General features: G+C 34.5%; 13 protein-coding genes and 1 rRNA gene. 13 read left to right on the plus strand and 1 reads right to left on the minus strand.

What is annotated here, in order from left to right; genetic code table 11:
* Nucleotides 1–150 precede the first annotated feature (150 nt).
* The 7 genes from rrf to ACEN3Z_RS10230 all read left to right on the plus strand — a co-directional run bounded on the left by rrf (nucleotide 151) and on the right by ACEN3Z_RS10230 (nucleotide 7,786).
* Nucleotides 151–266 (plus strand): 5S ribosomal RNA (gene rrf, locus ACEN3Z_RS10200).
* Nucleotides 267–353: 87 nt separating this feature from the next.
* A complete protein-coding gene (queG, locus tag ACEN3Z_RS10205; protein WP_407090773.1) occupies nucleotides 354–1,553 on the plus strand; it encodes a tRNA epoxyqueuosine(34) reductase QueG in 1,200 nt (399 codons plus the stop codon).
* Nucleotides 1,554–1,650: 97 nt separating this feature from the next.
* Entirely contained in the window at nucleotides 1,651–2,472 is an 822-nt protein-coding gene (locus ACEN3Z_RS10210) for a M20/M25/M40 family metallo-hydrolase (RefSeq protein WP_407090774.1), read from the plus strand.
* Nucleotides 2,473–2,852: 380 nt separating this feature from the next.
* Complete coding sequence (locus ACEN3Z_RS10215; protein ID WP_407090775.1) at nucleotides 2,853–3,599, plus strand: DeoR/GlpR family DNA-binding transcription regulator; 747 nt, start codon at nucleotides 2,853–2,855, stop codon at nucleotides 3,597–3,599.
* Between the two features lie 3 nt (nucleotides 3,600–3,602).
* On the plus strand, nucleotides 3,603–4,526 hold the full coding sequence (gene pfkB, locus ACEN3Z_RS10220; protein ID WP_407090776.1) for a 1-phosphofructokinase: 924 nt from the start codon (nucleotides 3,603–3,605) through the stop codon (nucleotides 4,524–4,526).
* A 1-nt stretch (nucleotide 4,527) separates the two neighbouring features.
* A complete protein-coding gene (locus ACEN3Z_RS10225; protein WP_407090777.1) occupies nucleotides 4,528–6,498 on the plus strand; it encodes a fructose-specific PTS transporter subunit EIIC in 1,971 nt (656 codons plus the stop codon).
* A 727-nt stretch (nucleotides 6,499–7,225) separates the two neighbouring features.
* Nucleotides 7,226–7,786: a hypothetical protein gene (locus ACEN3Z_RS10230; protein WP_407090778.1), complete on the plus strand. Its 561-nt coding sequence runs from the start codon at nucleotides 7,226–7,228 to the stop codon at nucleotides 7,784–7,786.
* A gap of 198 nt (nucleotides 7,787–7,984) precedes the next feature.
* Here ACEN3Z_RS10230 and ACEN3Z_RS10235 read toward each other — a convergent pair whose 3' ends face one another.
* On the minus strand, nucleotides 7,985–8,887 hold the full coding sequence (locus ACEN3Z_RS10235) for a hypothetical protein (RefSeq protein ID WP_407090779.1): 903 nt from the start codon (nucleotides 8,885–8,887) through the stop codon (nucleotides 7,985–7,987).
* A 669-nt stretch (nucleotides 8,888–9,556) separates the two neighbouring features.
* On the opposite strand from ACEN3Z_RS10235, the gene ACEN3Z_RS10240 reads away from it, so the two are divergent.
* From ACEN3Z_RS10240 to ACEN3Z_RS10265, 6 genes are all read left to right on the plus strand, one after another.
* Entirely contained in the window at nucleotides 9,557–9,730 is a 174-nt protein-coding gene (locus tag ACEN3Z_RS10240; RefSeq protein WP_171031374.1) for a hypothetical protein, read from the plus strand.
* A 263-nt stretch (nucleotides 9,731–9,993) separates the two neighbouring features.
* Complete coding sequence (locus tag ACEN3Z_RS10245) at nucleotides 9,994–10,476, plus strand: DUF6895 family protein (protein ID WP_407090780.1); 483 nt, start codon at nucleotides 9,994–9,996, stop codon at nucleotides 10,474–10,476.
* Nucleotides 10,473–10,898: a hypothetical protein gene (locus ACEN3Z_RS10250; protein WP_138405343.1), complete on the plus strand. Its 426-nt coding sequence runs from the start codon at nucleotides 10,473–10,475 to the stop codon at nucleotides 10,896–10,898. Before ACEN3Z_RS10245 ends, ACEN3Z_RS10250 begins: the two co-directional genes overlap by 4 nt.
* A gap of 5 nt (nucleotides 10,899–10,903) precedes the next feature.
* Nucleotides 10,904–12,655, plus strand: a complete 1,752-nt coding sequence (locus tag ACEN3Z_RS10255; RefSeq protein WP_407090781.1) for an ABC transporter ATP-binding protein — start codon at nucleotides 10,904–10,906, stop codon at nucleotides 12,653–12,655.
* Between the two features lie 166 nt (nucleotides 12,656–12,821).
* Complete coding sequence (locus ACEN3Z_RS10260) at nucleotides 12,822–12,917, plus strand: GNAT family N-acetyltransferase (protein WP_138405341.1); 96 nt, start codon at nucleotides 12,822–12,824, stop codon at nucleotides 12,915–12,917.
* Nucleotides 12,918–12,935: 18 nt separating this feature from the next.
* Complete coding sequence (locus tag ACEN3Z_RS10265; RefSeq protein ID WP_407090782.1) at nucleotides 12,936–13,061, plus strand: hypothetical protein; 126 nt, start codon at nucleotides 12,936–12,938, stop codon at nucleotides 13,059–13,061.
* The last annotated feature ends 351 nt before the right edge of the window (nucleotides 13,062–13,412 follow it).

Consider the following 13,412-nt stretch of genomic DNA (forward strand, 5'->3'; position numbering starts at 1 on the left):
TCGAAGTGGAAGTGCAGTAATGTACGGAGCGGACGAGTACTAATCGGTCGAGGACTTAACCACGAACCAATTCAGGTTTAGCAGGTAAGAAAATATAAGGTTGATATTCAGTTTTGAGTGATCTAAGAGATTACTTATATACAGACAATGTGTGGTGATGGTAGCAAGAAGGACACACCTGTTCCCATGCCGAACACAGCAGTTAAGCTTCTTAGCGCCGATGGTAGTTGGACCTTTGGTCCTGTGAGAGTAGGTCGTTGCCATGCATTGTTTAATTGAGAGCAGAGCCCGAGGGTTCTGTTCTTTTTTTGTTTAGATATTTTCCTTCTAATATATTGGTCAGATGATATAATATGATTAACATTAGGAGTCGATTTGTGGAGGTGACTGATTTGAACCAACAACTAAAGGAAAAGATTAAGTTAAAAGCTGAAGAACTCGGGATTGATAAGATTGGTTTTACACATGCGGAGCCATTTTATACTTTAGAAGATCGCTTGAAGCAGCAAAGAGCTGCAGGACATAATTCCGGCTTTGAACATAAGAACATTGAAGAAAGAATTTATCCTGAGAAGATTTTTGAACAACCAAAGTCAATTATTGCGATTGCTTTAGCATATCCCTCTCGCATGAAGAAGCCACGGTCAGAGAAAGGTAAACCTAGAGGTGAGTTTGCGCGTGCGTCGTGGGGAACGGATTACCATCATATTCTCAATGACCGAATGAATAAGCTCATTGCCTACATTAAAGAAGCCGCAGATGAGGAGAATATTGGTTCAGTTGATTTTAAACCGATGGTGGATACTGGAGAACTCGTTGACGTTGCGGTTGCTCAGCGGGCAGGGCTTGGCTTTATAGGGCGCAATGGCTTGTTGATTACTGAAGAGTTCGGTTCATTTGTGTACTTAGGTGAAATCATTACGAATATTGATTTTGAAGCGGATGAAGAAGTACCTTTTGGTTGTGGCGATTGCATGAAGTGTATTGATGCATGTCCTACAGGTGCTTTACTTGGGGACGGTCGTATTAATGCCCAAGTCTGTCTCTCATATCAGACACAGACTAAAGGATATATGCCAGAAGAATTCCGGAAGAAGATGGGTCGCGTTATTTACGGATGTGATATTTGCCAAGTTGTTTGTCCATATAATCGCGGAATAAATACGCACCATCATGAGGAAATGGAACCTGACCCAGAACTAACAAATCCAGTACTTGAACCCTTATTGGATATATCAAACCGTGAATTTAAAGAGAGCTTTGGCAAAATGGCCGGATCATGGCGTGGTAAGAAACCACTTCAGAGAAATGCGATTATTGCTTTAGCCAATTACCGTGAAAAGTCTGCGATACCTAAGTTACTGCAAGTAATCGAGACAGATCCTCGTCCAATGATTCGCGGGACAGCAGCGTGGGCAATTGCTAAGATAACTGAAGAATCACCGAATCAAGAATTAATATTGTTCTTAGAAGAGATGCGTGAAAAAGAAGATGAAGCAGAAACAATTTCAGAATTTAATAAAGCGTTAGATATACTTAGAACAAATATGTAAGCCATGAAGATACATCTTTCAATTAGTGAGATGTATCTTTATTATTATAATGAAATGGAAGGGGTTACACTTTGAAAAGCAGTCAATTTTTATATCTATGTTATATTTACAATTAAGTTTTATAATAATGGGTTTAGGCATTAATTTAGTTGCTCATGCCAATTTAAGTACGTCTGCGCTCACATTAATTCCTTTAGTGTTGAATGAGCTCGACCCACTATCATTTGGTGAATTGACCATGATTTTTAATATTATATTAGTTATTTCCCAAGTCATTTTACTTGGAAAGAGCTTTCCTTTGTTGCAATATTTTCAAATAAATGTGTCGTTTGTATTAAGAGTTTCAGTAGATTTTTGGAGACCGAAGATTCAAAATTTTGAGTTGAAACACTTTCTTTGGCAACTTATTGCGGTTGTTATAGGTTGTTTCACCATCGTTTTAATTATTATGATACAATTGAAAGCAGATTTTGTGAACAATCCAGGGGAAGGAATTGTAAAGGCGATTGCTTTACGCTTTAACACGGAGTTGTTCAGTAAGATAAAGGTGCCTTTAGATAGGAAGATTGAACAAACTGCGCGCGGAATTGGTGCAACATTGGATGTAGAAGGTGTCGTGACCTACGACTATAAATATCCACCTGTGACTAATGACGCGCAAGTGACAACTGAAGTTGTGAACTCGCTAGAAGAAATTTTATCAGGTCATTTAGTTGAAGTTGAAGAGCCATTAATGGGCGGTGAAGACTACGCGTACTATCTATATGAAGCACCCGGGACTTTCCTCTTCTTATCAAATCCATCTAATATTAAAGGCCAGTTCCACGTACACCAACCCGTGAAGTTTGATGTGAACGAATCACTATTCTATATGGCGACAGCGGCATTTGTAAAAGTAGCATTGGATTATTTAAATTAAAATATATATAAAGGGCTAACCGAATTAGGTTGGCCATTATTTTTTTAAAAATAAGTTGGGATTGTGTGGAATCGCTAGCTCGTGCCCTTGAGCTGGCGAATCCAGCCAAACTTCGCTAGCTCGCGCCCTTGAGTTGGCGAATCCAGTCGAACTTCGCTAGCTCGCGCCCTTGAGCTGGTGAACCCAGCCAAACTTCGCTAGCTCGTGCCCTTGAGCTGGTGAATCCAGCAAAACTTCGCTAGCTCGTTTTCCTGAGTTGGCGAATCCACATATCACATCCGCATTTATGATTGAAGTTGAATGAATGTAACGTTATTTGAAAGAAAGTGATTGATTTATGATTGGTTTTGGTGTATCTTATTAGTAAGGAAGTGATGAAAATGCTTACAGAGGAGAGATATCAAGCGATTCGCAAGTTACTCGCTGATAATTCAATTGTGAAGCTACAAGAAATCGTTGGAGCAACGGGGACTTCTGAATCCACAGCGAGACGAGATCTATCTCAGTTAGAAGAGTTAGGCGAGTTAGTGAGAGTTCACGGGGGCGCTAAACGCATTTTCTCAGTAGACACAGAGCCGAGTGTGAAAGAGAAGTCACAGCAATTTATGACTGAAAAAGAACATATAGGAAAGTACGCAGCGACGTTAATAGAAATGAATGATTTTATATATATAGACGCCGGAACATCGACACTTTCAATGTTGCCTTTTATCAAAGCAGAAAATATTACAGTTGTGACGAATGGTTTAGAAATTGCGAATATTTTAACAGAGATGGATATACAGACGATTTTAGTTGGTGGGTTTATCAAGCCTAAAACACGCGCAATGATTGGAACTGACGCGAAAAATCAATTGAAACAGTATCAATTCTCAAAAGCTTTTATGGGGACAAACGGAATTGATATTCAGTACGGTTTTACAACGCCTGATCGTGAGGAGGCGAGTGTTAAGCAGACAGCTATTCATCAAGCGAATCAAGTTTATGTACTTTCTGATAGTAGTAAGTTTGATAAAATATCATTTTGTCGAATAGTTGAACTGGAAGATGCATCGATTATTACAAATACATTGCCAGAACCCGTGAGATTAAAATACGAAAAATATACAAAAGTGAAGGAAGTTTAAAGAATGCTATATACAATTACATTTAATCCCGCAGTGGATTTAGTTATGAATACAGATGTGATTCACCTAGGTGAATTGAATCGCGTGAAGCGAGATGAATATGTGGCTGGAGGTAAGGGTATTAATATGTCCGTTATCTTAAAGCGACTAGGACATCACAATATTGCGACAGGCTTTTTAGGAGGCTTCTCAGGTGATTTTATTCAAAAATCATTAAAAGAAGAAGGCATACAACCTGAATTTGTTGACATTGATGCAATTACGCGCATTAATGTCAAAATAAAAGCAGATCAAGAAACTGAAATTAATGCTAATGGACCAGTTATTCAAGAGCAGGATATTCAGAAGTTATTTAATTATTTTAATGAAGTATTAGTCAAAGGAGATACGGTTTTACTAGCCGGTAATGCTGCGCCAGGTATGACTAGCGACCATTACGTTAAAGTGGCTGAGTTATGCGCAAGTAAACAGGTTGATTTTGTATTGGATTCGAATAAAGATCTTTTAACCGCTTGTTTAGTACATAAGCCATTTTTAATTAAACCGAATGCGCAAGAGCTCAGTGAAATCTTCAATGTCAAGGTAGATTCTATTGAAGAAGTGATTCATTACGGTAAAATGCTCCAAGAAAAAGGCGCGCGTAATGTTATCGTGTCATTAGGTGGCGAAGGCGCAGTGTTACTCACAGAGACGGGAGAAGTGTATCAATCATCAGTGCCTAAAGGCGAAGTCGTCAATTCCGTAGGTGCCGGAGATTCAATGGTCGCAGGATTTATAGCAAAATATATTGAAAGTGGTCAGTACGAGGACAGTTTAAAGCAAGGAGCGGCATCAGGAAGTGCGACGGCGTTTTCAGTTGGAATCGCAACAAAAGAATTGATAGATCAATTAATTAAAGAAATAGAAATAAAAAGGATAGGTGGATAAAATGAAACTAGCACAATTATTTGTAAAAGATGCGATGGATTTAACTTTATCAACAACAGATAAAGCAAGTACTTTACGTCATTTGGCAGAACAATTCGCCAAAGCAGGTGGCGTGAGTGATGTTGGCAGTTATGTTGAGAAACTAGAAGCGCGTGAAGCCCAATCTACAACAGGTGTAGGAGACGAAATTGCGATTCCACATGCTCAAGATGCTTCAATTAAAGAAGCAGCGATTGTTTTTGCTCGCTCACAAGAAGGAATTGAATGGGAGTCATTCGATGGTCAACCAGCAAAATTAATCTTTATGATTGCTGCACCTGAAGGTGGCGGAGAACATCTACAAGCTTTAGCAAAATTATCAAGTATCTTAATGAATCCAGAAGCAAAACAAGCTTTACTTGATGCTCAAACTCAAGAAGATGTTGTAAATATCATTGCGGAATATGAAGCAGAAAAAGAAGAAGAAAACCAAGCAAAAGAAACAGTTGCTGCAGTAGATACTCAAGCACAAGACGCGGATGATGTATACTTATTAGCTGTAACGGCATGTCCAACAGGGATTGCGCATACTTATATGGCGGAAGAGAAACTGAATCAAGCAGCGGATAAAGCCGGTTATGCGATTAAAGTTGAGACAAATGGGCAAACAGGTGTTGGTAATAAATTAACGAAAGCGGATATTGAACGCGCAACAGCGATTATTGTAGCAGCTGACAAGCAAGTAGATATGGCGCGCTTTAATGGTAAACCAGTTATTATAACAAAAGTAGCCGACGGAATTAATAAAGCCGATGAATTAGTGAAGCGTGCCGCAAATGCTGATGCGCGTATTTATCACGCGAGTCAATATGATCAGTCAGCCGACGATTCTGAGGAGAATGAATCTTTAGGACGTCAGTTCTATAAACACTTAATGAACGGTGTATCTCATATGTTACCGTTCGTCGTCGCAGGTGGGATTTTAGCTGCTTTATCATTCTTTTGGGGAATCAACTCAGCGAATCCAGATGATGCAAGTTATAATGCGATTGCTCATACTTTAAAAACTTTCGGAGATTTATCTTTCGCTATGATGTTACCAGTACTAGCAGGTTATATTGGGCAATCTATTGCTGATCGACCTGGTTTAGTGATTGGTTTCATGGGTGGGGTTTTTGCTAACCCAAGTATTCTAACAGCCTTTAATGCCGGTGGAATCTTTGAAGATGCAGTTGCATCAGGATTCTTAGGTGCTTTAGTCGCTGGTTTCTTAGCGGGTGGAATTGTTTGGTGCTTACGTAAAGGCTTAAGTTGGTTACCAAAATCACTGGAAGGTATGAAGCCAATCTTCTTATATCCTGTGCTAGGTGTTCTAGCCATGGGTCTCATCATGTTTTTTATCGTGAATGCACCCATGGGAGCAGTCATGTTAGGTTTACAAGACTTATTAACAAGTATTCCATCTGAATTATCTGTAGTTCTAGGTTTTGTTGCTGCGGCTATGATGTCAATTGATATGGGCGGACCGCTTAATAAAGCAGCTTATGTTACTGGTACAGCTTTGGTTACAGCATCAAATGGTGCAGGATCAGATGTGATGGCAGCCGTTATGATCGGTGGGATGGTTCCCCCGTTAGCGATTGCTATTTCAGCAACATTTAACAAAAATCTTTGGGCGCCAGAACAACGTAACAGTGCTTTAGTGAACTATGTGATGGGTGCGGCTTTCATAACTGAAGGAGCTATTCCATTCGCAGCATCGAATCCACTTCGTGTGATTCCTTCATTAGCAGTAGGTAGTGGGGTTGCTGGAGCATTAAGTATGTTATTTGGTAGTGTGAGTTATGTTCCTCACGGCGGAATCTTTGCGGTTCTTGCCGGTGGTGTAACGAATCCATGGATGTATCTCGTGGCTTGGCTTGCTGGTGGGATTGTCGGAGCTATCTTATTAAGTGTGTTAGTAAAGAAACCGGCTGAAGAATTAGCTGAGTAATAAAATCAAAAAAATATGAATACCCCTCGCTTTAGAATTTATGTCTAGAGATGAGGGGTTTTTAGTTATTATAAATACAGTTTAACAAGTGATTATAGGATATTTAAAATTTGTATCAGGGATGTGTAAGTGCATCATAAAATAATACATCAACTCGATTGTTTTATAGAAAGTGAAATAGCTTTTTGAAAAATTAAACGCAGTCAACGACCGAAACGGTTATCATAGCAATTAAATTGGAAACAGTTAAGTTGTAATGATTCCAAAGCTGGTATCGAGAATAATATTTTCTTGTTGTTAGATGTGAATTTAATGATGCTTTTTCGAAATTGTAGTTGTGTAGCCTAATAAAGCCTAGTTTATGCATATTGATATACTCCCTCAAAAGTAGATACATTGAAAATGTCAACGACTTTTCGGGAGGAATTTTATATCACCTAATAGAATCGAAATAAATTCTCAAAAATCACCTTATTTAAAGTTTAAAATAATTAACTAGGGTTGTTTATAGTTGATTTTATTATATAATAAAATTATAAATTAACCGCTTCCATTAACTATACAAAATTCATGCCTATTTATATGACTGAGATTATAGATTTTGATTCTTCGTATATAAAGGTAAAAAATGAACAATTTCATTGTTTTGTGTAGTAGTACACTATTTCATAATGTCATTTAGTTATTAAAGGTTAACTTATTAATAAGAATCGAAAGGATAATAAAAATGAAAAAAAGTATACGATTTATTATAGCAATTTGTGTTCTATTTACATTTGGTAATTTAGAACAAAATATTGTATTCGCAAATAGTGATGAAGAGTTTGATATTGATGGCATATATATGACCGATGAGGATTCTGCGATTAAAGGGTATATATTTTCAGAAGAAGAAGTTGTATTGTTATTAAATGACCTAGACTCATATACAACTGAAACAACAAATCGAAAGTTGGTTACAGATGATCTTGGAGCTTATTTAACTAATAATAATCAACTAACTAAGTTATCAGATCCGACTAAAAATAATGATACATCTGAGGACAGACCTACTATTGAATATGTGGACGAGGAGTCAAATGAAAAATATGAAGAATACGCTTTACATGTTTTCATCATTACGAATCCAACTTATCGGTATTCAGAGAATAATGGCAGTTGGACATTAAGAGTAGGAGATCAGAGAATTAATTCTTTAGAGTTTAGCGAAGATTTTTCAGAAGTTGCTGATGAGTTTGATGTGATGTATAAACTAACTGAAGATAAAGAGACAGATAAAAATAATTAATTCGGATATTTAATCTTTCTACAATAATGATAGAACATAATATGCAGTGTTGCTTGATAAGTCTGTAGTGCCTGAACGATGGATAAATTTGTTGAAAAAAGTAGTTAAGCAGTTGGCGGAATAAATATAAGAATACACTTAAATTTGAACTATTCAAACTTAAGTGTATTTTTGTATGATTAAGACTATTAGTTTGCGTCACATTAAATCGAAAGTATTAATGTGATGTTTTTCTTTGATGATATTAACAAATTCATCCAGAGATTTAGAATGAGCTCTTGCTGTGTGCTCGTCATTAAAATGATACATTAATTCGATTGCTTTTTCAGATACTCTAAGGCCAGATTGATATTGACCTTGAGAAATTGTGTAAAGACCTTTCAAAAAAGATAATTTATTCTTATCGTAGTATAGTTGTGTATCTTGTATTAATTTCTCAGTTTCGTGAATATAAATTTTTACAGTAGGTAAATTTTCAGACTGACCTTCGCGTAATATCATCCATATTTGATTCATGTAAATCTTAGAAAAAGTCTGTCGTAGTTTATTACTTTCCATATTATTACTAATGTGATGCTCGACTTTGGTTAACCAATGAGGATAAACTTGTTCTGTAAGAAAGGGTAATAAATTAATTATTAGGTTTAGTTCATAAGTCATCCATTCCTCAACACTATCCAGATAATTCAAAATTCTGTCTAAAGGTTCAGTGTTTTGAATTTTTTTTATTTTATAGATGTGTAATATAATGAAATCAATGTTGTGCTTGTGTCTGATATTACCTGATTTGCTAAAATAGTCCGTCTCTTGTTTATAAAGTAAGTTAAGTAAATAAAGATCATCATGTAGTATTGCCGTAGATAGTTTTGAAAGTAATTGTTTTTGATCTAGCATTTGATTGTTAATGATTAAATAACCTATTTCTTTAGAGGAAAGATTTAATTGATAAGATATTTCTCTAAATTTGTCCACTGATAAGTTAGACTTTCCATTCTCAACTAAGGAAATGAATCCTTTAGTAATATTTTCGGTTACCGGATCTTGCTGTGTCATTTTTTTACTTAGCCTAATTACTTTAAGTCTGTGGCCAATTGAATCCATAGATAGCCTCCTTTAAGTTATTAATGCATAGTTTAATATATTTAACAAGGAAAGTCTAATTTTTTTGAAGATTATGATTAGAATAATGTGATGTGCACTAATGACAGTTTAATATAGTTAACGAGGCTTGCTTATAATCATTTTTGAGAGATAATATTAATATAGAAAGTGAATGCTTTCCAACTTGTTACTTAATGGAGGTGAATAATAATAAGATATCTTAATCGATTTTTTTAGTGATTCTGATTTTTGTTGCATGCAATTTAAGTTATAACTCTAATGATAGACAGATTATAATTTCTGATATTATAGAAATTATTGATATTGACTCTGAGAATACGTTTCCAAAAAGTATGAAAAAGGTAATTCTATCTTAATTGAAAAAATGACTTGATATTAAATGTATCTAACTTAATTAGTGTCTAATTAAATATAGGTTATTTGTACTTTAATTTACAACAAAAATATTCCTTAAGTTAATTAAAAAATTATATTCTTAGTATAGAAAATCATAGTAATTAGTATAAAGCATATTTTGTGAAATCTATAGTGTAAGAAGAATAATAAACAAGATAACGTAATATCTGCGACATACACAGATTAGATAGAATTTAAAGTGCTGTGTTAAAAAATCACAGTAAAATATATATATACGAGGAGAATTAAACAATGGAAAAAAATTATATGAATAAATTAAAAAACAAATTCAATGGTGCAAAATTTGATATTGAGCCAAATGGAGTTTTTGCTTCTGTAAAATTACTAACGACTGATTATATGTTAGAATTTGAACTAAAAAAACCTCAAAAAGACCTCTTAAATATGGATTGGTCAATAAACTAATTATGTTAGATTTTAGTAATATTTATAATGGTGCAAATTGTTGGGTTGAAGACAATTTGCACCATTTTAATAAAGATAGTAAGTCTGAAGCTGAATATTATCAAATTTTATTGTATAGTAAGGATAAGATACATTATTCAAAAGCATTGAAATATATGTACGAATTTTATTTGAATAATTAATCTATTGAAGAAAAAATTGAATATTTAACTTATAATAATTTTCCTAATTATCGTATTTCAGAAGTATTGGCGATTGACTCGTTGTACAATAAAGAAAATAATAGCGAAAATATGCAACAATCATATTTTAATAGCTTTCTGTATAAACTGATTAAAGATAAGAATCTTTTAGTATTGTTAGCAAACAGAAATTATATATATTCAATTACGCATACCATTTTTTACTGTACTTACTTCAATTGTACAAATTTTTGTTTTGAAGAAGATTATTCAGAGTTAGTAAAAATATTGACGGACTGTTTATTAATATCAATAAGAAAAGGAGACATTGATGTTCTTTTAGAAGTGGCTGTTTGTGTCTATATTTTAAATTTGTCTGGTAAAGTAGATCGCTTAATTATGGAGATGACATTTCAAACAATTAAAGACAATCAAGCAAAAGACGGATTTATATATCCTACAACAATGAGTAAGCAAAACTTTACCAATCATAAAGAACAGTTTGATTATGTTTATCATACAACTCTTGTAGGTAAATTACTGAAAGAGGTTATTGAAAATTGACTCCAGATACAATTATAAGTAATAAACAGAGAATTAAAGAATATTTATCAGTGAATGAATATATGTTATCCCCGAAAAGTGCAATACAAGTACTTGAGGGTTTTAGAGGAGAAGTCATTTCTTCTTTTTTATATAATCTTAGTAGGTTTGATGAATTAACCTTGAAGCAATTAAGTTGTTTAAAATCATGTAATCATGTAGTAAAAGCAATTATTATTGATCAATTATTTAGAAATGAGTTAGAGGATATATTAAAAACCTTAATCATTGCTTATTTTGTTCTTTCACACACAGACTTAATTTTTTTGATTAATTTATTACATTCCCTTTTGATATTTAATCCAGATTATTCACTCAATTCCCAAGAGAAAGAATTATATAAGCATTACAATCCCATCTTACAGCAATTAATGAAGGAGTAGATTAAATGAAAAAGCGAATTATAAAAGCCACGCCCATACTGATTATAAGTTTAATAATTATTTTTCTTTCAAGTATTGTTGGCGTGTTGATACCGATATCTGTAAGTGCATTGGTGGAGGAAGTTCGCTTAATCAACTTTCTATCGCCGATTGTTTTAACTATTATTTTATTTATTCTTCAAGCAATTATGGTAGCAGTGGGTCATACAATGATGGCACGTGATGGAGATTATCAAATTAAGCACATACGAAATAGTTTTATGAATAGATTACTTCACGCCCCAAAGGCTTTTTTTGATTTAAATAGTCCTAGTGAGTTAGCGAATAGAATTATTAATGATACTAATCACATTCAACAATTCATTACACAATCATTACCAACATTTATCTCAAGTATTGTGACGGTAGTAGGTACACTCATCGCTTTACTGTTTTTAGACTGGCAATTAACTAGCATACTTCTAATATCTTTACCACTCGTTGCAATTCCTTTGATTCCTTTAACGAAATTAAGTTCTCGTTACTCAATTCGACAACAAAACTCTTTGAGTAGACTGAGTAGCTTGATTTTAGAATATTTACAAAATATGTCTTTAATAAAGAGTAGTGTAGCTGAGGAATTCGCATACAAGGAAGTTCAAGGTTATACTGAAGACTTAAGGCATATTTCATCAAAAAACACTACACTATATGCAGTTGTACAACCTATTGGGTTACTTCTTATATTTGGTTCAATTGCCTTAATCTTCAGTTATGGCGGTCTAAGGGTTAACCAGGGAACTCTATCAGTAGGAACTTTAATTTCATTTTTAATTTATTTATTTCAATTAATTAATCCTTTAGGATCTTTTTCAGGTTTTTTTGCCCAAAAAGGGAAGATGGAAGGGGCCATACAGAAGCTATCGAAAATACAAGATATTGAGGTAGAAAATCTGGATGAAGGCAAACTATTCAATTACGGAGAAATTAATTTTATAGATGTATCATTTGGTTATCCAAAGATAAACACGAATTCAGAGGAATTAATTGTGAATATGAAATCAATATATTCTGATGAATTAAACCTAATGCCCATTTTGGAAGGTGTTAGCATGACTTTTAAAGAAGGAGAGAAGACTGCGATTGTAGGTCCTTCTGGTGGAGGGAAGTCAACAATATTAAATCTATTAATGCAATTTTATCCCATTAAAAATGGTAAGATTATCTCAAAAGAGAATGAGATTGATTCTTTTAAACTATCTGATTGGCGCGACAACATCTCCATTGTATCTCAAGATATTTCAATTCTCAGTGGAACTATAAGAGAAAATTTAGTATTTGGTTTAGATTACTCTCCAAGTGAAAATCAAATTCAGTACGCAATTCGATTCGCTCATCTAGAAGAAACGATAGCAAAGCTGCATGATGGGCTAGAAACGGTGGTAGGGGAAGCAGGGTCAAGACTTTCAGGTGGACAAAAGCAAAGAATACATATTGCTCGAGCTGTCCTAAGAGACACACCAATCCTCTTGCTAGATGAAGCGACGTCAAACTTAGATGCGGATGCGGAGTATCAAATCAATCAGAGTTTACAAAGATTAATGGGTTCAAAAACGACGATTGTTGTTGCGCATCGCCTCTCAACGATTATGGATGCGGATAATATTTATTTTATTGATAATAAAAAAGTAACTGGAAGTGGAACTCATTCAGAATTACTTAAAACGCACGCTTCATACGCAAGATTTGTGAAAGAACAATTATTGAGTAATGAATAGTCAGCTCAATACATCATTTTAGTATAATAAACAGACCAAGGCGATAAAGATGACAGAGCTTATTCAATGCAAGATAAGTGATGTTGAACAGTTACAAGTTATTAGCATTAAAATGTTTATTGATACATTCAAAGACCAAAATACCGAAGAAGACTTAAAGGTGTAATTGGACCGAATTTATGTACTCCCTCAGCATAAGCGTAAAGGCTATGGGAACCAGCTACTGGAATTCGCTCACGCTCGTGCAAAGGAACTTAACTGAACTGGAATTTGGATAGGGGTGTGGGAACATAATTATAATGCGTTAGCTTTCTATGAGAAGATGGGCTACCAACGGGTTGGTGAGCACACGTTCTATATGGGATACGACGCGCAGATGGATTCCATTATGTTGAAAAAATTATAGAAGGCACCCTGATTATTAGAATAAATTCTAATGATAAGGGTGTTTTAGTATTCTCTGATATCAAGACAGGGCTTTTTGTGCTGTTATATCAACATTTACGTGATATTGAAGTGCGCCTCAAATAAATTAATTAGAAATAAATGAGATAAAAAGGTTGTTTTTAATTTATAATCATTTATACTAATCTCAAATAAAAGCAAAGGAGCCTACTCATGAATAATCTAGGGAGCGTCAAGAAGTTTGTGTAAATAAAGAATTCCTTCTGTAAAAAAATCAGCTCTCTGCTAGTGTTCCAAACATTTCCCATAGCTCTGCTTCAGCTTGCTGGAAACCGCGGTGGCTTCGGGTTAA

The organism is Ruoffia sp. FAM 26254 (assembly GCF_045528545.1).
Classification (GTDB): Bacteria; Bacillota; Bacilli; order Lactobacillales; family Aerococcaceae; genus Ruoffia; species Ruoffia halotolerans.